General features: G+C 73.3%; 18 protein-coding genes. 4 read left to right on the top strand and 14 right to left on the bottom strand.

Annotated features, from left to right (window positions below):
- The first annotated feature begins 118 nt into the window (after positions 1-118).
- Positions 119-1,333 carry an ROK family protein gene (locus PSQ21_RS01615; RefSeq protein ID WP_274028589.1) on the top strand — a complete coding sequence of 405 codons (1,215 nt, stop codon included), beginning with the start codon at positions 119-121 and terminating at the stop codon, positions 1,331-1,333.
- A 314-nt stretch (positions 1,334-1,647) separates the two neighbouring features.
- On the top strand, positions 1,648-1,941 hold the full coding sequence (locus PSQ21_RS01610; protein ID WP_274028588.1) for an SHOCT domain-containing protein: 294 nt from the start codon (positions 1,648-1,650) through the stop codon (positions 1,939-1,941).
- 165 nt (positions 1,942-2,106) lie between these two features.
- Here the strand turns inward: PSQ21_RS01610 and PSQ21_RS01605 are convergent, their stop codons facing one another.
- The gene (locus PSQ21_RS01605; RefSeq protein ID WP_274028587.1) at positions 2,107-2,625 is read right to left on the bottom strand and encodes an ATP-binding protein; all 519 of its coding nucleotides are present in this window, start codon (positions 2,623-2,625) and stop codon (positions 2,107-2,109) included.
- Between the two features lie 257 nt (positions 2,626-2,882).
- Positions 2,883-3,200 (bottom strand): hypothetical protein, encoded by a 318-nt coding sequence (locus tag PSQ21_RS01600; RefSeq protein ID WP_097871336.1) that lies wholly within the window; start codon positions 3,198-3,200, stop codon positions 2,883-2,885.
- Between the two features lie 232 nt (positions 3,201-3,432).
- On the opposite strand from PSQ21_RS01600, the gene PSQ21_RS01595 reads away from it, so the two are divergent.
- On the top strand, positions 3,433-4,566 hold the full coding sequence (locus tag PSQ21_RS01595; protein ID WP_274028586.1) for a PLP-dependent cysteine synthase family protein: 1,134 nt from the start codon (positions 3,433-3,435) through the stop codon (positions 4,564-4,566).
- 20 nt (positions 4,567-4,586) lie between these two features.
- Here the strand turns inward: PSQ21_RS01595 and PSQ21_RS01590 are convergent, their stop codons facing one another.
- The 4 genes from PSQ21_RS01590 to PSQ21_RS01575 all read right to left on the bottom strand — a co-directional run bounded on the left by PSQ21_RS01590 (position 4,587) and on the right by PSQ21_RS01575 (position 8,254).
- Positions 4,587-5,066, bottom strand: coding sequence for an SRPBCC family protein (locus tag PSQ21_RS01590; RefSeq protein ID WP_274028585.1), 480 nt, complete (start codon positions 5,064-5,066; stop codon positions 4,587-4,589).
- Between the two features lie 60 nt (positions 5,067-5,126).
- Positions 5,127-6,719, bottom strand: a complete 1,593-nt coding sequence (locus PSQ21_RS01585; protein WP_274028584.1) for an SDR family oxidoreductase — start codon at positions 6,717-6,719, stop codon at positions 5,127-5,129.
- 165 nt (positions 6,720-6,884) lie between these two features.
- Positions 6,885-7,331, bottom strand: coding sequence for an SRPBCC family protein (locus tag PSQ21_RS01580; RefSeq protein ID WP_274028583.1), 447 nt, complete (start codon positions 7,329-7,331; stop codon positions 6,885-6,887).
- A gap of 62 nt (positions 7,332-7,393) precedes the next feature.
- A complete protein-coding gene (locus PSQ21_RS01575; protein ID WP_274028582.1) occupies positions 7,394-8,254 on the bottom strand; it encodes a DeoR/GlpR family DNA-binding transcription regulator in 861 nt (286 codons plus the stop codon).
- A 265-nt stretch (positions 8,255-8,519) separates the two neighbouring features.
- Here PSQ21_RS01575 and PSQ21_RS01570 point away from each other — a divergent pair, with 265 nt between their 5' ends.
- Positions 8,520-10,979 (top strand): hypothetical protein, encoded by a 2,460-nt coding sequence (locus PSQ21_RS01570; RefSeq protein WP_274035605.1) that lies wholly within the window; start codon positions 8,520-8,522, stop codon positions 10,977-10,979.
- Here the strand turns inward: PSQ21_RS01570 and PSQ21_RS01565 are convergent.
- From PSQ21_RS01565 to PSQ21_RS01530, 8 genes are all read right to left on the bottom strand, one after another.
- Complete coding sequence (locus PSQ21_RS01565; RefSeq protein ID WP_274028581.1) at positions 10,946-13,375, bottom strand: right-handed parallel beta-helix repeat-containing protein; 2,430 nt, start codon at positions 13,373-13,375, stop codon at positions 10,946-10,948. The two genes, PSQ21_RS01570 and PSQ21_RS01565, sit on opposite strands and share 34 nt — an antisense overlap.
- Positions 13,376-13,540: 165 nt before the next feature.
- Positions 13,541-14,146 carry an Rv1733c family protein gene (locus PSQ21_RS01560; protein WP_274028580.1) on the bottom strand — a complete coding sequence of 202 codons (606 nt, stop codon included), beginning with the start codon at positions 14,144-14,146 and terminating at the stop codon, positions 13,541-13,543.
- Between the two features lie 77 nt (positions 14,147-14,223).
- Positions 14,224-15,060, bottom strand: a complete 837-nt coding sequence (locus PSQ21_RS01555) for an MOSC domain-containing protein (RefSeq protein ID WP_274028579.1) — start codon at positions 15,058-15,060, stop codon at positions 14,224-14,226.
- Positions 15,061-15,189: 129 nt separating this feature from the next.
- Positions 15,190-15,672 (bottom strand): DUF6643 family protein, encoded by a 483-nt coding sequence (locus PSQ21_RS01550; RefSeq protein WP_274028578.1) that lies wholly within the window; start codon positions 15,670-15,672, stop codon positions 15,190-15,192.
- Positions 15,673-15,998: 326 nt separating this feature from the next.
- Positions 15,999-17,264 (bottom strand): MFS transporter, encoded by a 1,266-nt coding sequence (locus PSQ21_RS01545; protein ID WP_274028577.1) that lies wholly within the window; start codon positions 17,262-17,264, stop codon positions 15,999-16,001.
- A gap of 107 nt (positions 17,265-17,371) precedes the next feature.
- The gene (locus tag PSQ21_RS01540; RefSeq protein ID WP_274028576.1) at positions 17,372-17,887 is read right to left on the bottom strand and encodes a hypothetical protein; all 516 of its coding nucleotides are present in this window, start codon (positions 17,885-17,887) and stop codon (positions 17,372-17,374) included.
- A 38-nt stretch (positions 17,888-17,925) separates the two neighbouring features.
- Complete coding sequence (locus PSQ21_RS01535) at positions 17,926-19,167, bottom strand: hypothetical protein (RefSeq protein WP_274028575.1); 1,242 nt, start codon at positions 19,165-19,167, stop codon at positions 17,926-17,928.
- A gap of 132 nt (positions 19,168-19,299) precedes the next feature.
- Positions 19,300-19,455, bottom strand: a complete 156-nt coding sequence (locus PSQ21_RS01530) for a hypothetical protein (protein ID WP_274028574.1) — start codon at positions 19,453-19,455, stop codon at positions 19,300-19,302.
- Positions 19,456-19,701: the final 246 nt, after the last annotated feature.

Below are 19,701 nucleotides of genomic sequence, written 5' to 3'. Positions count from 1 at the left end.
GATGGGCGCAACATCGCCGCACGCCGTACGTTCCGAGGGCCCGGCCGTGGCCGGAACGGGATCCCCGGACCGGCCCTGGGCGTCCGGGACGCCTCCGGATCATGGGAGACTCGCCCCCATGAACGGCAAGGCGACCACCACCCGGACGAAGTTGGAGAGGGGCCGCAGTGCGCTCGGGCCCGCACTGGAACTGGTCCACACCGGGCGCGCCCCCACCCGGGCCGTGCTCACCTCCGAACTCGGCGTCACCCGCGCCACCGCCGGGGCGGTCGCCGCGGAGCTGGAGGCGCTCGGGCTGATCCGGGTCGACTCCAGCCCCGGGTCGGCGGCCGGGTCCCAGGGCCGCCCCTCGCACCGGCTGTCCGTCCTGGAGACCGGCCCCGTGGTCCTCGCCGCCCAGGTGCACGCCGACGGCTTCCGGGCCGCGCTCGTCGGGCTCGGCGGACGGATCGTCGCCACCTCGCCGGGCTGCGTCGCGGTGATGGCCGACCCCGCGCAGGTGCTCGGCGAGGTCGTGGAGGCCGGGGCCGGGCTGCTGCGCGAGAGCGGGCTGCGCTGCGCGGGGGCCGGGCTCGCGGTGCCGTCGGCGGTCGCCGAGCCGGAGGGCACCGCCCTCAACCCGCTGCACATCGCCTGGCCCGTGGGCTCCCCGGTCCGGGACATCTTCGCCGCGTGTGTACGCGAAGCGGGCATCACCGGGCCCGCGTTCACCGGCAACGACGTCAACCTCACCGCACTGGCCGAGCATCGGCACGGCGCGGGCCGCGGCGCCCAGCACCTCCTCTGCGTCGCCACCGGCCACCGGGGCGTCGGCGGGGCGCTGGTGCTCGACGGCCGCCTGCACAGTGGGAGTTCGGGCCTCGCGCTGGAGGTGGGACACCTCACCGTGAACCCCGAGGGGCGGCCCTGCCACTGCGGCGGACGCGGCTGCCTCGACGTGGAGACCGACCCGCTGGCCTTCCTCACCACCGCCCGCCGCGAACCCGGCCCCGAGGAGTCCCTCCTCAAGCAGGCCGGAAACCTGCTCCGCGCGGAGTACGGCGACCCCGCCGTGCGTCACGCCGCCGAGGCGCTGATCGACCGTCTGGGCCTGGGGCTCGCCGGGCTGGTCAACATCCTCAACCCGGACCGGATCATCCTCGGCGGGCTCCACCGCGACCTGCTGGAGGCGGATCCGGAGCGGCTGCGTGCGGTCGTCGCCGACCGGAGCCTGTGGGGGCGCAGCGGAAGCGTGCCGATCCTGCCGTGCACCCTGGACCACAACAGCCTGGTGGGCGCCGCCGAACTGGCCTGGCAGCCGGTCCTCGACGACCCCCTCGCCGCCCTGGCCTGAGCGGTGAGCGGCGGCCGGGCCGACGCCGGGCGGGAGCCGTTCACCCCTGCCGTCCCGCTCCCCGACCCGGCCTGATCCGAACGAAAGACCCTGGCCGTGCTTCCGCGGGAGCTCCCGCGCGGCCTCGATCAGCCCGGTCCCGGGTGCTCAGTGGGCACCGAAAGGCAGGGGCGGGGAGGCGCGTACTCCGGCTGCTCCCGACGGAGTACGCACACGGCCGCCGGACGTACGACGCCCCGGAGGGGCCCCGCCAGGCAGGCTCGGAAGCGACGGGAACGGCACCACGCCATCCGCGAACGAGGGAGCTGACCGACATGTACACCCTGGCGCACTCCGGCGGACCCGGCCCCTGGGTCCTGCTCTTCCCGCTTCTCTGGGCGGCGGTCGTGATCGGGATCGTCACCCTGCTGCGCCGCACCGTGTGGCGCGGGCGCGGAGGCCCGTGGGCGGCCGCCCGTACCGCGGGGGCCGTCCCCGGCGACTCCTCGCCGATCGCGCTGCTCGGCCGCCGCTTCGCCGCGGGGGAGATCGACGAGGACGAGTACTGGCGCCGACTGTCCGTGCTGGACGAGCAGTTCGGCCGGGCCGCGGGAGGCGGCAAGGCGTGACCCCGGGGCCGGAACGGAGTGCGGCGGGGCGGTGCGATGTCCGCTCCGCCCCGCCGCGCTCCCCGGCCCGGCCGACGCGCCCTGCCCGGCCGCGCTCCCGGCCCGGCCGTACGCGCCCTGCCCGGCCGTACGCGCCCTGCCCGGCCGTGCGCGCCCGGTCGGCCGTCAGCCGACGACGGCCGACCGGGCGGGCACGGCCACGATGTCGTCGGGGGTGATGGTCACGGCCCCGAACGGCCCATCGGTCATCGACCCGTAGACCGCGAGCGGTGGCAGGGTCGAGGCGCCGGTGGCCGCCGGCAGGGTGAACCAGACGGCCTTCCCGGCCGAGCCGATCGGCCGCACCCCCCAGCTCTCGCTGACGGCCGCGATCAGGGCCAGGCCCCGGCCCGACGTGGCGAACGAGTCCGCCTCGTTCACCATGGGCAGGCGCGGATCGTGGTCGTGGACGGAGACCGTCAGCCGGTCGAGCAGCAGCTCGATGTCGACGGTGCATGACTTGTCCGGCTGTGCGTGCCGGTGAACATTGGTGAGAAGCTCGGTGACGCCCAGGGCCGCCTGGTCGATCAGAGGATCGAGATGCCAGTAGCGCAGTTGCGCCGAAATGATTCTGCGGACCTGACCGATCCGCGACGGCAGGGCCTGGAGCTCCACCGTGCAGTGCCTGCTTGGCTCGCTGATCACGGCTGCGACTCCCCGAAATAGGTCCGGAAGAAGAGAAGAGACACCAACGGAGCCGGCGGACGACTGACTGCCGAATCCGCTCTGCTCTTGTCGTGTCTGCTCGTGTCGCGCGATCCGGCCCGTGGAGCGGATCGCTCTGTCACCGAGGGTGCACCTTCAGTGACATGGGTCCAGCGTGGCCCAGCGGATACGGCTCCGCAACTCGCGGGGGAGACCGGCGGCCCGGGCGTCGGCCCGCCCCGCCCGTCACCGGCCCCTCAGTCCCGGCGGCCCCGCGCACTGCGCAGCGTCTCCAGGAAACGCCGCAACGGAGCCGCCCCGTCGCGTCTGCGGCTGCGCTGCCCCATCGTCAACCGGTAGCGCACCCCGTTCACCCGGGCGATGACGGAATCGGCCGCGATGAACCACCATGTGCGCGCACTCACGGAGCCCACCGGGGCGCTGTCGATCTCCCGCCCGCTGCTCGTGAGCAGCGACAGCCGCCCGTCCTTCACCACCACCTGACCAGCTCTGGTCAGCGACCGGGTGAACCGCTCGATCCTGACTCCCGACGCACTGAACTCGACGTCCGCCATGGCGGATTCGCCCCCCTTCGACACCACTCCTGCTGTGCAGTGTGCCCCGACGCGCGCCGGATCGCCAGAGGGCCCGGACGGGTGACGGGCCCCGTGCGCACCTCCGGTCGCCGCCGCTCCGGGGGCGGCGGTCAAAGGTAACGCTATGGGCCACCAAAGTGACCGTTTGTGCAGGTGGGGTGCATATCGTGGACGCGCGGGGTACGGATCGGCGAGCAACAGGAGCAGGCCCATGCACACCAGTGAGCACGCAACCGAACACGGGGCCAGGGTGACCGTGGACGTCGACCGCAGCGACCCCGGGTACCGGGCCTGGCTCAAGGACGCCGTCCGCAAGGTCCAGGCCGACGCGAACCGGTCCGCCGACACCCACCTGCTGCGCTTCCCGCTGCCCGAGGCGTGGGGCATCGACCTCTACCTCAAGGACGAGTCGACGCACCCCACCGGCAGCCTCAAGCACCGCCTCGCCCGCTCGCTCTTCCTGTACGGGCTCTGCAACGGCTGGATCCGGCCGGACAGGCCGGTCATCGAGGCGTCCAGCGGTTCGACCGCCGTGTCGGAGGCGTACTTCGCCAAGCTGATCGGCGTCCCGTTCATCGCCGTGATGCCGCGCACCACCAGCCCGGAGAAGACCCGGCTCATCGAATTCCACGGCGGGCGGTGCCACTTCGTGGACGACTCGCGCACCATGTACGAACAGTCCGCCGCCCTCGCCGCCGAGACCGGCGGGCACTACATGGACCAGTTCACCTACGCGGAGCGCGCCACCGACTGGCGCGGCAACAACAACATCGCGGAGTCGATCTACCAGCAGCTGCGCCTGGAGCGCTACCCGGAACCCGCCTGGATCGTCGCCACCGCCGGGACCGGCGGCACCTCGGCGACCATCGCCCGCTACGTCCACTACCTCCAGCACGACACCCGCATCTGCGTGCCCGACCCGGAGAACTCCTGTTTCTTCGACGGCTGGACCCGCAACGACCCGCACGCCACCAGCGACCGCGGCTCGCGCATCGAGGGCATCGGCCGCCCGCGCATGGAGCCCAGCTTCGTGCCCGGCGCCATCGACCGCATGATGAAGGTGCCCGACGCCGCCAGCGTCGCCGCCGTCCGCGCCCTGGAGCGCGTCATCGGCCGCAAGGCGGGCGGGTCCACGGGCACCGGACTGTGGAGCGCCTTCAAGCTGATCGCCGAGATGGTGGAGCGGGGCGAGCGGGGCAGCGTCGTCACCCTGCTGTGCGACCCGGGCGACCGCTACCTGGACAAGTACTACTCCGACGCGTGGCTGGAGGAACAGGGACTGGACATCGCCCCGTACACCGCCGCCATCGACGACTTCCTCATGACCGGGACCTGGCCCTGCTGAGGCCGGACTCGGCGCGTCGCTCAGGGCGCCGTCGTCGCCAGCCGCGCGTCCAGCCGGCGCACGGCGTCCCGGAAGGACCGGCCCACCCCCGCCCGTGCCAGGCTCAGGACCAGGCGGAACATCCCCGTCCCGTCGGCGGCGAAGGTCCACTGCACCCGGGTGCCGGACTCCTCGGGCGTGAGCCGCCACTCCTCCAGCAGGGCCCGGAGGCCCGGGGCGTTGGACTCGTCGGCCCGGTAGGCGTAGCACGTGTCCGGTTCGGCGGCCACGATCGTCTCGCGGAACCGGACTCCGCCCCGTAACCGCACCTCGCGGCCCGCGCCCGCGTCGGTGGGCGTGGCCCGGGTGACGGCGGTGAACCAGGACGGCCAGGACGCGACATCCTCGGCGAGCGCGCGGTACACCACGTCCACCGGCGCGGACACATCGGCGGCGAACACCAGACGTATCGGCGCGGAGTCGGCGAACTCCCGTCCCACGGTACGGAGTCGGCGGGCCATCGCGTGCACCTCCGGGCGTCTGCGGCGGGTGGAGCCGGGCATACGATAGCGGTCGCGCCCCTAGTTGTCTGTACCACTGTCCGCCATCGGCGCACGGCGCTTCTCCTCGGCCGCGGCCGCCTCGGCGATATTGCGCGCCATCCCCCCGAACACGATCGAGTGGAAGGGCCACACGCTCCACCAGTACGCGTGACCGGGCAGCCCGCGCGGATGGAACAGGGCGCGCTGCCCGTACACCGTCCGGCCCCGGTCGTCGCGGCGCACCGACAGTTCCAGCCAGGCCAGCCCCGGCAGCCGCATCTCGGCCCGCAGCCGCAGCAGTTCCCCCGGCAGGATCTCCTCCACCCGCCAGAAGTCCAGCGAGTCACCCACCCGCAGCCGCTGGGCGTCCCGCCGGCCGCGCCGCAGCCCCACCCCGCCGACGATCCGGTCGAGCCAGCCGCGTACCGCCCAGGCCAGCGGGAAGGAATACCAGCCGTTCTCCCCGCCGATGCCCTCGATCACCCGCCACAGCGCGTCCGGACCGACCGGCACCGCCAGCTCCCGGTCGTCGCGGTAGAGGCTGCCGCCCGCCCAGTCCGGGTCGGTGGGCAGCGGGTCGCTCGGCGCGCCGGGCACCGAGGCGTTGGACCAGCGGGTGTCGACCCGCGCCTCCCGGATCCGCTCCAGGGCCAGGCGCAGCGCCCGGTCGAAGCCGATGGGCCCGTCCGGCGGGTCGGGGACGTACTCCGCGATGTCGTGCTCCCGGCACACCACCTCGTGGCGCAGCGACTCCGTGAGCGGCCGGGCGATGGAGCCGGGCACCGGTGTGACCAGACCGACCCAGCGGCTGGAGAGCGTCGGGGTGAGCACCGGCACGGGCAGGATCAGCCGTCGCCGGAGCCCCGCCACCCGCGCGTAGCGCTGCATCATGTCCCGGTACGTCATGACGTCCGGGCCCCCGATGTCGAAGGCCCGGTTGACGTCCTCGGGCAGCTTCGCGCTCCCCACCAGATACCGGACGACGTCCCGCACGGCCACCGGCTGGATCCGGGTCCGCACCCAGCTCGGGGTGATCATCAGCGGCAGGCGCTCGGTGAGGTACCGCAGCATCTCGAACGAGGCGGACCCCGAGCCGATGACGATCGCCGCTCGCAGCACCGCCGTCGGCACCCCGGAGTCCAGCAGGATGTGGCCCACCTCGGCCCGCGAGCGCAGATGCGGCGACAGGTTCCTCTCCGGCACCCCGGCCGGCGTCAGCCCGCCCAGATACACGATCCGGCGCACCCCGGCCGCCCGCGCCTGTTCGCCGAAGGTTCGCGCCGCCCTGCGGTCGGTCTCCTCGAAGTCCGAGCCGGAACCGAGCGCGTGCACCAGGTAATACGCCACATCGACGTCCCGCATCGCCTCCGCCAGGGACGCGGCGTCGGTGACATCGCCGCGCACCACCTCGACCCGGTCCGCCCAGGGGTAGTCGCGCAGCTTCCGCGGCGTTCTGGCCAGGGTGCGCACCCGGTACCCCGCATCGAGCAGGGCGGGCACCAGCCGGCCGCCGATGTAGCCGGTCGCCCCGGTCACCAGACAGCGCGGGCGCGAGCTGTCGGAGCCGTCCGGGCCCTCGGGGGGACGCGGGCCGCCGGAGCCGCCGTCGGAGGTGTCGTCAAGGTCCGTCACCTTTGCGAGTCTGGCACCGAACGGCCCGTACGACCGGTCGGGGGCTCCGTACGGCGGCATGGACGTCACCGGTACGGGAGTGCTCCCCGGGCCCGACGGCTCCGCGGACATGACCCTCGCGCCCGCCCGGCGCACCGCCGCGAGCGCCCCGCGCCCCCGGCCGTCCTACGTTTCGCCGGGGGAGGCGAGCAGGGCGTCCAGGACCTTGCCGAACATCCGCCGCCCGGCGGAGGCGAGCAGCGGATCACCCCACCGGGGCACCAGCCGCACCCGCAGTTCCTCGACCCAGACCACATGGGAACCGGAATCCGTGGGAAGCACGTCGATCGAGGCCCGGCCCAGCACCACGGCCCCCCGCTTCTCCAGGCGGCAGACCCCGGCCCGGCCCCCGGCGGGCGGCGTCCACCGCACCACTTCCATCGGGTCGTCGAACGCCAGGGGACCCAGCCCCGTACGCGCCACGAAGACCGTCCCGAGCTGCGAGGGAAGGCCGGTCGGGACCGAGATCGCGGTCAACGGAACCTGCGCCCCGTGCCGTTCCCAGTCGGTCACCCGGCGCCAGGCCTCGGCTGCGGGGAGAGGGGAGAAACGCTCGATCCGGAAGACGGCCACCCCACGATCCTATGGGGTGCCCGGCGGACCCGCCGCGCCGAACGGAACCCGAAGGGCCCGCGTCAGCCCTCGGTGGCGGGCGAAGCCCCCTCGGCCCCGGCGGGGGCGTCGCCCGCCACCAGCAGGCCCGGCAGATGCTCCCCGATCTCCGCGCGTGTCCGCGGAGCCAGGCCCGCGTCCGTGACGAACGTGTCGACCTCCTCCAGCGCGGCGAAGGAACTCAGGCCCACCGTACCCCACTTGGTGTGATCGGCCACGACCACGATCCGGCGCGCCGCCCGGACGAAACGGCGGTTGGTCTCCGCCTCCGCGAGGTTGGGGGTCGAGAGCCCGGCCTCGGCCGAGATCCCGTGCACGCCGAGGAACAGCACATCGAAGTGCAGGGAGTCGATGGCCCGGTCCGCGACCGGCCCGACCAGCGAGTCCGAGGGGGTGCGCACCCCGCCCGTCAGCACCACCGTCGCCGCCCCGGGCCGCGCGCCGCGCCCCCCGGCCGGACGCTGCGCGTCGTGGAACACGTCGGCCACCCGCACCGAGTTGGTCACCACCGTCAGATCCGGCACGTCCAGCAGATGCCGGGCCAGAGCGAAGGTCGTCGTCCCGCCCGAGAGCGCGATCGCGCTGCCGGGTACCGCCAACGCCGCCGCCGCCCGCGCGATGTCCTCCTTGGCGCTCAGCTCCAGCGCCGACTTCGCCTCGAACCCGGGCTCGTGCGTACTCGCCTCGACGACCGGGACCGCACCGCCGTGGACCTTCTCGATCACGCCCTGGCGGTCCAGCGCGTCCAGATCCCGGCGGATCGTCATGTCGGAGACGTTCAGCTTGCGGGTCAGCTCGTTGACCCGGACCCCACCGCGCCTGCGCACCTCGTCGAGGATCAGCGCACGTCGCTGCTCCGCGAGCAGGTTCTGATTCTCGCTCAACGCCGGGTCCGGTCCTTCCCTCTGCCGTACGGTCCGCAGCGGTCTGCGCGACACGCTCATCCTGCCACGCAGGCATGCCCGGCGTATCACCTGGGGAGATTCCGTGAGACCGCTTCACGCACCCGCCCCGCGCCCGGAATCCTGGGAACCCCGCGACCGGTGGTGCACCACGCCCGGAGCCCACGGCGCCCCCGGCCCCGCACCACCCGCCCCTGCGCACGTCTTCGTCGGCCGCGAGGCCGACGCGCCCGAGAGAGAGTCCCCCTTGGCTCCTGCCGCCACGCCCTCGCCCCCGCCGTCCTCCCCGTCTCCGCGGCACACCGGGACCGCCCTGGAACTGCTCGTCCACGGCGTCGGCGGCGCCACCCCGCAGGAGGTACTGGGAGACCCCCGTACCGTCCGGGTCACCGGGGACGAGACCGCGGCCGTGTACCGGCGCACCGAGGACGCCCACGGCGAGAAGCACCCCGAGCGCTACCGGGACGAGCCCGTCGCCGAGGCGTACTGCTGGTCCGGCCTCACCTCCGGCAACGGCTCCCGCGCGCTGTGGCTGCTGCTCCTGCCGTTCATGGTGGTCAACCTCGCCCACTGGATGCGTCCCACCGCCACCGGCCGCACCCGCGCGGTCCGGCTGTACGGCGTGCTGGTGCGGCTCGTCGCACTCAGCCTCACCGTGCTGCTCACGGCGGCCGCCTGCGAAGTCGCCCTGGACCTGCTGGCCTGGCAGTGCGCGGGCGCCGAGGCCTGTGCCGAACGCCGCTCCTGGCTCGGCTTCCTGTCGGCGCATCAGGGCGGCTGGTGGTCCCAGCCCGGCCGCCGCCTCGCCCTGGCCGCCGTCGTGCCCGCGGCCCTCGTGGGGCTCCTGTGGTACCTGTCCAACCGGACCTGGAGTGCGTACGAGTCCCAATGCCCCCTGGACGAAGCCGACATGGACGCGCACGACCCCGAGGGGCCGCGGGAGGCCCACGGCCCCGGCGCGCCCGACCCGGACACCGACGGGGCCCCGCACCCGCCCGCTCCGGTCCGCCCCGCGCTCGGCAGGCCCGGCTTCTGGTACGGGCGCCGGATCGTCGCCCGGCTCCGCGCCGCCCACACGGCGGCCGGGTTCCTGACCGTCGCCGCGGCCGTCGCCGGCGCCGCCGCCCGGCACGACCGGAGCACCGACGGCCCCGTGCCCCGGTTCCTCGGCGCCGCCACCGAGGGCGGCATCGCCCTGTGCGCGATCGTCGTCGTCTGGGTCGTCTGCCGCCGGGGCCGCAGCGAACGGACCCGCGACACCCGCCTGGACGCCGCCCTCACCACCTGTCTGCCCGGCTCCGCGCTCGCCCTGCTCGCCCTCGCCGTCGTGTACGCCTCCTGGTCGCGCCCGGACTGGCGGTCCTCGGGCAGCCTCCCCGGCGAGACCGCCTTCCGCCTGCTCGCGCTCGGCCAGGGGGTCCTCGTCGTCGTCCTCGCCCTGGTCGCCCGGGACCTCTACCGCCGCACCCCCGAACCGCGCACCATCCTGTACGGACTCGGCGGCCCCACGGTCGCCATGCTCGCCTGCGCCCTCGGCGGCGTGATGACCGGCGGCGTCGCCCAGCGCGTCGCCGACTGGCTTGACGGGCCCGGGAGCCCGGGCATGGGCCACCCCACCGACATCGCCGGGCCGCCGGTCCTGCTCAGCTGGCAGGCCTCCGTCATCCCCGTGCTCCTGCTGCTCCTGCTCGTTCCGGTCCTGGTGCTGATCGTCCGCACCGTTCGCACCGCCCGCCGCCTGGGCCCGGTCATCGAGGCGGAGTACGCCCCCGAACCGCCCGACGAGGGCCGTACCCGCCGCATCGCCCGCATCCGCGCGACCGCCGCGCTCACCGACTCGGCGCCCTGGATCGTCGGCGTGGTCTCCGGGGCCACCCTGCTGCTCGGGGCGGGCGCGATCGCCGGATCCTGGCGCAGTGACGAGGTGCCGGGCCGGGCCGCCGACGGGAGCTGGCCGCTCCTCGAATCGTTCGCCGAGGCCGCACAGTCGACCGGCTCCTGGCTGATCGGTCTCGGCTTCGTCCTGTTCGTCGCCGGCGGCCGACGCGCCTACAAGGACGCCTCGGCCCGCCGCACCATCGGCATCCTCTGGGACGTGGGCACCTTCTGGCCGCGCGCCGCCCACCCCTTCGCGCCCCCGTGCTACGCCGAGCGCGCTGTCCCCGACCTGGCCTCCCGGATGTCGGCCTGGACGGCCACCACGCCCCGGGGCCGGCTCGTCATCTCGGGCCACTCGCAGGGCAGCGTGCTCGCCGCCTCCGCCGTCTGGCAACTGCCCGACGCGACCCGCCGCCGGGTCGCGCTGCTCACCTACGGCTCCCCCCTGGAGCGGCTGTACGGGCGCTGGTTCCCGGCCTACTTCGGCCCCGGTCCGCTGCTCGGGCTGCACCGCTCGGTGCACTGCTGGCGCAATCTGTGGCGGGCCACCGACCCGATCGGCGGGCCCGTCCGCATCTGCGCCGAACCCGACCCGGGCGTCGACCGGGGCCCCCTGAAGGACCCGCTGGCCTACGGGCGGACCACGGAACTCCCGTTGCCCGAACCGATCCTCGGGCACTCCGACTACCAGGCCGACCCGGCCTTCGCCGAGGAGCGGGCCGCGCTCCTCGACGAACTGGGGCCGCTGGTGCCCCGGCAGGCCGGGGCCGGCCTGCCGCAGCCGGAGGGAGGACCTCAGAGGGGCAGCTCGGGAAGGTCCTCCGGATAGAGCAGGGTCAGGTCGTCCGTGCTCGTCTCGGCGAGCTGGGCGACCCGGCCCGCGTGCCGCTCCACCATCGACTCGAAGGTCTGGCGGGCGGTGCGGCCGTTGCCGAAGGCGGGGCCTTTGGGGAGCGCCGTGAAGTACTTCAGGAGCGCCTCCCCGGCACCCTCCGCCAGGCTGTACTCGTGCTCCTCGGCCTGCTGCTCGACGATCCGCAGCAGCTCCTCGGGCAGATAGTCATGGAAGGTGATGGTCCGGGAGAACCGCGAGGCCACCCCGGGGTTGACGGTGAGGAACCGCTCCATCTCGTGGGTGTAGCCCGCGACGATCACGACCACCGCGTCCCGGTGGTCCTCCATCAGCTTCACCAGCGTGTCGATGGCCTCCCGCCCGAAGTCCCGGCCGGAGTCCTCGGGGGAGAGGGCGTACGCCTCGTCGACGAACAGCACCCCGCCGCGCGCCCGGTCGAACGCCTCCTGCGTCCGGATCGCCGTCGAGCCGATGTGCTCCCCGACCAGGTCCACCCGGGACACCTCGACCAGATGGCCGCGCTCCAGCACCCCGAGCGAGGCCAGGATCTCCCCGTACAGCCGGGCGACCGTGGTCTTACCCGTACCGGGAGAGCCGGTGAAGACGAGGTGGCGGCGGACGGACGCGGCCTTGAGCCCGGCCTCCTGACGGCGGCGGCCCACCTCGATCATGTCCGTGAGCGCCCGCACCTCGCGCTTGACGCTGTCCAGGCCCACGAGCGCGTCCAGCTCGCCGAGGACGGCGGCGGCGTCCCGGGCCGGTTCCGCCGGGACGACCGGCTCCGGAGCGGGTTCGACCACGCGCTGTCCGGGCAGCGCGCCCAGCAGGCCGGGCGTGGACCGGGTTTCCGTCAGCACGGCGGGCGGCGGGGCCAAAGCCGTACGCAGACCGCTCTCGTCGCTCGTGCAGTCCGTGGCCACCGGGCCGGCCGCGGCGCCGTTGTCGCCCTCGGGGAACTCGTACCCGCCCCGGGCGCACCGCTCGGTACGGCAGCGGGTGAGCGTGGTGCGACAGCCGTCCATGATGTGGAAGCCGTAGCCCTCGCTGCCGGTCACCCGGCAGCTGTCGAAGGTGCCCCGGCCCTCCGCCGAGACGTAGAACCCCGCCTCGGCCGGAGAGGTGACCGCGCACCGCTCGATGGTGGGGTCGGCGCCCTTGGTGACGATGACCCCGGTCTGCGCCGCGTCGATGGTGCAGTTGTTCAGCGTGCCGCCGCTGCCGTGGTCACGGAACCAGGCGCCCGTGGACGCCTCCCGGATCCGGCAGTCGTCCAGCTGGGCGGTCGCCCCGTCGCTCACGGAGACGGCGGTGTTGCGGATCTGGGAGAGGTCGCTGTCCACGACGTCGGCGCGCGACCCCCGGTCGAGGACGAAGAGCGCGTCGGGCACGTCGTGCACCCGGCAGGCGTCCAGTATCACCGTCGCGCCGTCGCTGACCCAGACCGCCGGGTAGTCGCCCGTACTGTCGTGGATCTCGCACTGGTTGGCGTCGACCCGGGTCCCCGGATCCCAGACCGAGAGCCCGTTGCGGCCGAATCGGCGGACCGTGGAGCGGGTCAGCGTGAGCACCGAACGCGACCGCAGGTCGATCGCGTTCTCCGGGATGTCGTGGATGTCGCAGTCGGCGAGCGTCAGCACCGCGTCGGTATCCAGCGTGACGCCGTCCGCCGAGGTGCGGTGCACCGTGCAGTCGGTCAGCTGGGCCGAGGCGCGGGCGGTGATCTGGATACCGCTGCCCTTGATCTCGTACACCTCGCAGCCGAACGCCTCCAGGCCGCTGCCCTCGCCGGTGACGCCGATGCCCGCCCCGGACGCGTGGTGGATCCGGCAGCGGTCCAGGCGCGGATGCCCGCCGTCGCGGACCGAGACCCCGGACTGGCCCGAGGAGAGGACCTCGCACTCCTCGAACACGCCGCCCGCTCCGTCCAGCACGGCGATCCCGACTCCGGCCGGATTGTCGACCGCGCAGCGCCGCACGGTGGGCCGGGCCGCGCCGCGCACCTCGATGCCCGCGGCGGACCGCGTCACGATCCGCAGGTCCGTCAGCTCCGCTGTGCCCTCCTCGACCAGCAGCGCGGGCGCCGCCGAGTCCTGGCCCTCGACATGGAGGTCCTGGATCACCGCGGAGGCGCGCACGGTCAGCGGTACGCCGTCGACCGGCGCGATCCGTACGGAACCGGCCGAACCCTCGGGGCCGCGCAGCGTCACCGCGCGATGGACGACGAGATTCTCCCGGTAGGTCCCGGGCGCGACGGTGAGCACGTCGCCGTCGGCTGCCGCCTCCAGGGCCGCGGAGAGGGAGGCGTACTCGCCCGTGCGGCGGCGCCATCGCGATGTGCCGGTGTGCGTCACCTGGACCGTGCCCTGTGCCATGGAGTTGCTCTGCCCCCACCTCGTGCTGTGCGATGCCTCGGGTCCGTCCGTCGCCGGGGAGGCGGACGGGGTCGGACCACCGTAGCGCGCGTGCGGGCCGGGAGTTGACGATCGGCCCCGCCGAGCGAGATCGCCGCCGGCCGCTCCGGCCGGGGGAGACCGTGGTCAGCCGCCCGTTCCGGCCCTGCCCCAGTCCGGGCCCACAGCGGCCCACTCCCGGTCCAGCCGTGCGTACCGCCGCCGCGCCATGCGTCTCACGGTCAGCCGGCGGCCCGCCTCGACGCAGGCGGCGGCGAGCAGGAACGTGCCGATGCCGCCCAGCACCGCGTGCGTCCGGGCGGTGCGCCCGTCCATCGGCGGCTCCACCGGGTAGCCCGCCGCGTCCGTCCAGATCCGCACCGGGGACCCCGGGCCGCCCGGCCGCGACGCGGTGGCCACCTTTCCGGTGCGCGGACTGCCGTCCGGGGCCTGCCAGGACGCCACCACCCAGGTGCGCGCGACCCGTTCGACGCCGCTCCCGGGATCACTGGCGAACCGTCCCCGCCCCGCCGGACCCACCACGACCGCGTCGACGGGGTGACGTTCCTCGTGCTGGGCCCGCACCGACCGCTGGAGGGCGGCGTCGGCGGCCGTCCCGCCCGCCCAGCCCGCGGCCGGGGCGCCGATCACGAGGAGCACCAGCGCTCCGAGCGCCACCCAGGCCTCGCGGCGGTCGGTGGCGCGGCGCAGCGGACTGCCCCGCCCGCGCAGCAGCGCCCACAGCACCCACACGCCCGCGCCCCCCTGCTCGTTCCGTCGATCTGTCGATCTGTTGGTTCTTCGATCTGTTGGTCTGTCGGTCCGGCGGTCTATCGGTCCAGCGGGTCGAGGATCCGGACGGGGTCCCCGACCCTGATCACTCCCGTTCCCTCCGGGATCAGATTCTGGCCGAAGACCAACTGCTTGCCGAACCGGCGGTGGCGGGCCAGCGTGAGCAGCGGTTCCCGGCCCCGCTCGGCGGTGCGCTGGTCGGTCGTCGTGATCACGCAGCGGCCGCAGGGCTTGGCCACCGTGAAGGCGACCTCGCCGATGGCGATCCGCCGCCAGCCGTCCTCCGCCCACGCCTCGGTCTCCCCGATCACCACATTGGGCCGGAAACGGTCCATCGGCAGCGGACCCTCCCCGGGCCGGTCGCCCGCGGCGATCAGGGCGTTGAGCGCGTCGAGCGACGACGTGGTGGTCACCAGCAGCGGGAAGCCGTCGGCGAGGGAGACCATGTCCCCGGGCCGGGCGAAGAGCGGGTCGACGGGCCTGCGGTGCGACGGCTCGTCGAGATGCACGAGCCGGACCTCCGTACCGAGGACCGCGCTCAGCCAGTCATGGACGTCGCCCGGCGCCTCCTCCACCACCACGGTGTCCCGGTGCAGCTCCACGGTGAGCAGACGGCCGGACCGGGGCCCCTCGACGCGCCGGGGCGGAAAGCCCGGCGCGGACAGGAGTACGCCACCGTCCGGCAGCGGCTCGGCCGCGATCCGCGCCATGGACGGCTGCTGACGCTGTGTGACGGCCTTGGACGCCTTGTCGACCAGCATCCAGCGGCGGTCGCCGACGAGTCCCCATGGCTCGACGGCGACCGTGTCGCAGGCGCGGGCGGCAAGCGACTTGACCGGATAGACGTGGGCGGAACGGAGCACGGGAAAGCTCATGCGCCCATCCTGCCAGCACCCCCGGACCCCGTACGAGCGGGCTGTCGGGCGTCAGCGGCACCCCTGTGCCCGGGATGTGCCTGATGCCCGGTGCGTCCCCCGGCGCACCTCGCCGCACGGAGTCGCGGTTCAGTACCCCCGGCTCTGGTACGGCCGGTTGTACGGGTCCTCGTACGGCGACTGCGCCGGCGCGGGCCGCGGCGAGGCCGGGCGCATCGACTCGTACCCGGTGGCGGGCGCGGGGCGCGGCGGCTGGGGCTGCTGCGGGTAGCCGCGGACCGCCGCGGGCTGCTGCGGGATGTACGGCGCGGGCGCGTGCTGCAGCTGGGCGGGCTGCATCGGCGCGTGCGGCGCCGGAGCCTGCTGGTACTGCGGCATCGGCTGCTGCTGCGGGTAGCCGTAACCGGACTGCTGCGACGGGGCCGCGGGCAGGGCGGGCAGCGCCGACGGCAGGGCCGGCAGGTAGCTGTTGCCGGTGTCATAGGCGGCCGGCACCCGGATGGGCGCGATCTGAGGGGTTCCCCGCTCCGCGACCAAGGAGTCGTAGATCGGAGTGTCGGGGAACGACGCGGCGTAGTAGCCGCCGCCGAAGGTGGAGCGGGGGGACGTCATGCCACCTAAGTTAAGCCCACGATGTGCTGTATGGGGAGCCCCAATCTTTGGGTAATCCGTTTTACGCGGGTTCTGCGCGCCCGACCCGCCTAAGCATCGTTAAAGCTTTCGTTAACAGCAGGGACCTTTCCGCTGGTGGGCGATGGCTTCGGCCCGCGCTCCCGACCGTGAAGGTGAACGGCGCCGACGCATCCGGGAGGCAAGCGAATAGCGTTTGGCCAAAGCGCGATGCGCACGGTTCGACGTCGCGGAGATCGTCCGCCGCCCCGAAAGGCCCCGCCTTCCCCCGCCCCGCCTCCGTCCCCGTACGGCTTTCGGCGCTGCCCTCACCCGTGCCGCCCGGTGGGACCGGCCGTACGCGGTGCGCGGCGCGGGAACCGGCCGGCCACCGGCAGGACCAACAGGGCGGCGAGCCCGCCCGCCAGAGCCAGTGCCGGGTAGCCGTCCCGCGCGACGACCAGGCCCGACGCCAGGCTTCCGACCGCTCCGGCGACCGCGAGGCCCACGTCCACCAGCCCCTGTGCCGTGCCGCGTCGGTCCGGGGCCAGGGCGTCGGTGACGATCGCGGTGCCGCTGATCAGACCGAAGTTCCAGCCCAGGCCGAGGAGTACGAGAGCGACGCCGAGCGCGGGCGCCGAGCCGGCGGGCGACAGGGCGGCCAGGACACCCGCCGCCAGCAGCAGCGGCCCGGAGGCGCGGGCGACCCACCGTCTGCCGACCCGGTCGACGAGCAGCCCGGTGAGCGGGGAGGGCAGGAACATCGCCGCGACGTGCAGGGAGATCACGAGCCCCGCGGCCTGGGCGGTATGACCGTGCGCCAGCATGTGCACCGGGGCCATCGTCATGATTCCGATCATCACGACCTGGGTCAGGATAATCACGGTGGTGCCGACCGCCACGTCGTGACGCCCGGCGGGCGCCGCTGCCCCGGCGCGGGACCCGTCCGTACCCGCGTCCCCCTCCACGCCCGTGCCCGTGCCCGTGCCCGTGCCCGTGCCCGCGCCCGCATCCCGGGCGGCCAGCGCCCGGGCGAGCCGGAGCGGGTCGGGCCGCAACAGACAGGCGAGGACGACCGAGGTGGCGGCGAACGCCGCGGCCGCCAGCAGGAAGGGCCCGGCGAGACGCGGCACGCCGCAGGCGTGCGCGACCTCGCCGGCCGGCGTCACCAGCATGGGCCCGACGACCGCCCCCAGGGTGGTGGCGAAGAGCACCGCGCTCACGGCCCGGCCGCGCCGGGCGGGGGAAGCGAGGTCCGCGCCGGCGTAGCGCGCCATGAGGCCGGTCGCCGTTCCCATTCCGTACACCACGAGGGCGGGGAAGAGCAGCGCCACGCTTCCGGTGGCGGCGGCCACCACCACACCGACACTGCCGAGCGCACCGGTCGCGTAGCCCAGGGCCAGTCCGGGGCGACGGCCCCAGCGGGCGCAGAGCCGGCCGATGCCGAACGCGCCGAGTGCGGCCCCGGCGGTGAAGAGCGCGCTCGGCACGCCCGCGAGGCCGGTGGAGCCGAGCATCTCCTCGGCGAGCAGGGCCCCTACGGTTATCCCCGCCGTGAGTCCGGCACCGCTCATGATCTGGGCCAGCACCAGCACCGTCAGAATGCGCCGCTGTTCCGGAACTTCCCCCGTGGCAACCGGATTTCTGCTGCGAGTCGACAAGGGAGGGATTCCGATCCTCGTACGAGCGTAGAGAGTTCTGCTCAGGCAACGGCCACGGGTTCCAGATCAGCGATGTCCGCGAGGGAAATGCCCATCTGCTCATGAAGGAACCGCACCACGGTCCAGTGCGGCAGCGCGCCTTCGTCGAACGGTCCGAATTCCCGGCAGTACAAAGGGATCCAGCGCAATGCCTCTTCCAAAGCCTGTTCGCGCCCCGGCTCCTCCTGGTAGTCCTCGTAGGCGATGCTGCGATGGTGGATGAAGAAACGCCCGGGGAGTCGCTCCTCGCACAGCACGCGGTATTCGCGGGTCTGCAGGATGAGGTAGTGCCATATCTCGTCGATGTCCTGTTCGACCGGCAGGAAGAGCCCACTGAGCCGGTCGCGGTACCGGGAGACGAGATAGAGGTACCGCAGGCATTCGGTGACCTGGCGCTCCACGAAGTCCTGGGGCGTGTCCGGCGCCTTGTCACAGAAATGCCGCATCACCTCGGTGTGCAGAGCGTCCCCGAGAAGACGCTTCAGGTCGTCGGCGGAGCGTGTCTGTCCGGTGGTCATGGCACTCCGATTTCCGAGGGGGGGAGGGTGATGGCGCGTCAGGTGTCGTCGGTGGCGAGCCAGGCGTACTTGCCGGAGCGGCCGATGGGGATATGGGTGCGGTGTTCGGTCCGGCAGTGCCGCCCGGTCAGTTCGCCGACGCTCTGTCGCAACACGGCGGCCTCCGCGGCTTCGAGGGGTTCGCCGGTGAACGTCGTGTACAGCAGGGAGGCCTCGGCGTCGCCCTGGAGGCGGAGTTGATGCAGGAAGATCCGGGGGGAAGCGTTCGCGATGTGCCGGTCGAGGTCGCCCTGGGCGACCGGGCCGTTCGGTGTGCTCAGCAATTCCTTCTGGCGGCCGCAGAACTGGGTGATGGCCGCGGGATCCGGCGAGCCGTCCAGGGTGCGCACACAATCGCCCGACCGGTAGCGGACGAGCGGCATGTAGGGATTGCGCACACTGGTGACGATGAGTTGGTGGATCGTGCTTCCGGGGGCCACCGGCAGGAGCTCGACGCTCATCCCGGCCAGGTGCGGCCAGTACCGGCCCTCCCGGTCGCTGTAGTAGAGGTAGCCCAACTCCGTGCTGCCGAACAGGTCGATGACCGGGCAGGCGAAGTGCCGGCGCAGGAACCGGCGGACGTTCCCCGGGGTGTACTCGTAGGCGTGGATGATGCTGGCCGGCGCGGGGAACGCGTCCATCAGGCCCCAGGCCTCCGCCTTCCGTACCAGGTGCGCCAAGTGGTAGCCGGAACAGTCGAGGTGGTACTGGCCCCGCGGGTGCGTGCTCCGCGCTCGGTCGATCTCGCGCAGCATCCGCACCACGTCCTCGCGGTCCCACCGAGCCGGGTCCAGCCGCAGGTTGACGTAGCAGGTGCGCTCGTCCAGCCAACGGTCGGCCAGGGCGGGAGTCGGGTCGGGCTCCACGCCGCGTCGGGCGGCGTTGACCCGGGCCACGTGCTCCGTCGCGAGCACTGTGGTCAGGGAGACGCGGCGGCAGCCGGACTCCCAGGTCCCGCCGATGTCGGGGTGGTTCCGCCACAGCTCGTAGTAGGAGCGCAGCAGGAAGTACGGAGGCCGGATGATCTGCATCCGGGCGTGGTTGGTCCCGGTGGACAGGACGAACTCCGCCTCGCCGGTCTCCAGCGCCGTCGCCAGCCGGGGCGTCATCCAGTTGTCGGGGAACCCGCGGGCGATCTCGGGCTTGTCGAGCAGGGGGAAGTGGCCCTTCGTCAGGGACTCCTGGTAGATCGGTATGTCGCGAATATGCTCGATGACATCGCTGCTCGGCTGGCCCTTCATTAATTCCTTCTCATGCTTCGCTCAGCTGAAGAAATGTGGGCTGTGCGGGAGTCGGGACCGGGGCGCCCGGAAACACGCTGCGGTGGGGGAGGAAGCTTTCGCGGAGCTGTTCCCCGGCGCCCCTGAGGCCGATCAGGAGATACAGCCCGCCTTCGGCGCGGCGCTGATGCATCCGCTCTTCGGTGCGGCGCTGATGCACCCGTTCTTTGCGGCCTGCTGGGCCGAGTTGGCGGCGAGCCAATTCTGCCAGACATGGTCCTGTGCCATCTTCTTGATCAGGTGTTCCATGAGGTCCTCCGGTGATAGTGCGGAAGGTACTCCCTGAGGCAGGACGACGGGGGTCGGATTTCTCCTCGCCCTGCCAGCTGAATGTAAAAGGGGGGTTGAGTGACTGTCAACGAACAGTAATGCCGAGCCATGAGAAGCGGCCCCGGCGAGCCCGGTTTGGTGGGATTCCGGTCCCCTGCGTCGCGGCGGCGGCCGCTCGGGGCGCGGTTCGCGCACACGGCCGCGTCATCCGCGGAGCCCCTGATG

Source organism: Streptomyces sp. MMBL 11-1 (assembly GCF_028622875.1).
In the GTDB taxonomy this organism is placed as follows: Bacteria; Actinomycetota; Actinomycetes; order Streptomycetales; family Streptomycetaceae; genus Streptomyces.
This window is presented reverse-complemented; position numbering and strand designations above follow the sequence as displayed.

What these genes read in the sequence shown, in the direction of transcription:
- PSQ21_RS01615 (WP_274028589.1), top strand. Translation starts at nt 119, where the DNA reads ATGAACGGCAAGGCGACCACCACCCGGACGAAGTTGGAGAGGGGCCGC.
- PSQ21_RS01610 (WP_274028588.1), top strand. Translation starts at nt 1,648, where the DNA reads ATGTACACCCTGGCGCACTCCGGCGGACCCGGCCCCTGGGTCCTGCTC.
- PSQ21_RS01600 (WP_097871336.1), bottom strand. Translation starts at nt 3,200, where the DNA reads ATGGCGGACGTCGAGTTCAGTGCGTCGGGAGTCAGGATCGAGCGGTTC.
- PSQ21_RS01595 (WP_274028586.1), top strand. Translation starts at nt 3,433, where the DNA reads ATGCACACCAGTGAGCACGCAACCGAACACGGGGCCAGGGTGACCGTG.
- PSQ21_RS01590 (WP_274028585.1), bottom strand. Translation starts at nt 5,066, where the DNA reads ATGGCCCGCCGACTCCGTACCGTGGGACGGGAGTTCGCCGACTCCGCG.
- PSQ21_RS01565 (WP_274028581.1), bottom strand. Translation starts at nt 13,375, where the DNA reads ATGGCACAGGGCACGGTCCAGGTGACGCACACCGGCACATCGCGATGG.
- PSQ21_RS01555 (WP_274028579.1), bottom strand. Translation starts at nt 15,060, where the DNA reads ATGAGCTTTCCCGTGCTCCGTTCCGCCCACGTCTATCCGGTCAAGTCG.
- PSQ21_RS01550 (WP_274028578.1), bottom strand. Translation starts at nt 15,672, where the DNA reads ATGACGTCCCCCCGCTCCACCTTCGGCGGCGGCTACTACGCCGCGTCG.
- PSQ21_RS01540 (WP_274028576.1), bottom strand. Translation starts at nt 17,887, where the DNA reads ATGACCACCGGACAGACACGCTCCGCCGACGACCTGAAGCGTCTTCTC.
- PSQ21_RS01535 (WP_274028575.1), bottom strand. Translation starts at nt 19,167, where the DNA reads ATGAAGGGCCAGCCGAGCAGCGATGTCATCGAGCATATTCGCGACATA.
- PSQ21_RS01530 (WP_274028574.1), bottom strand. Translation starts at nt 19,455, where the DNA reads ATGGAACACCTGATCAAGAAGATGGCACAGGACCATGTCTGGCAGAAT.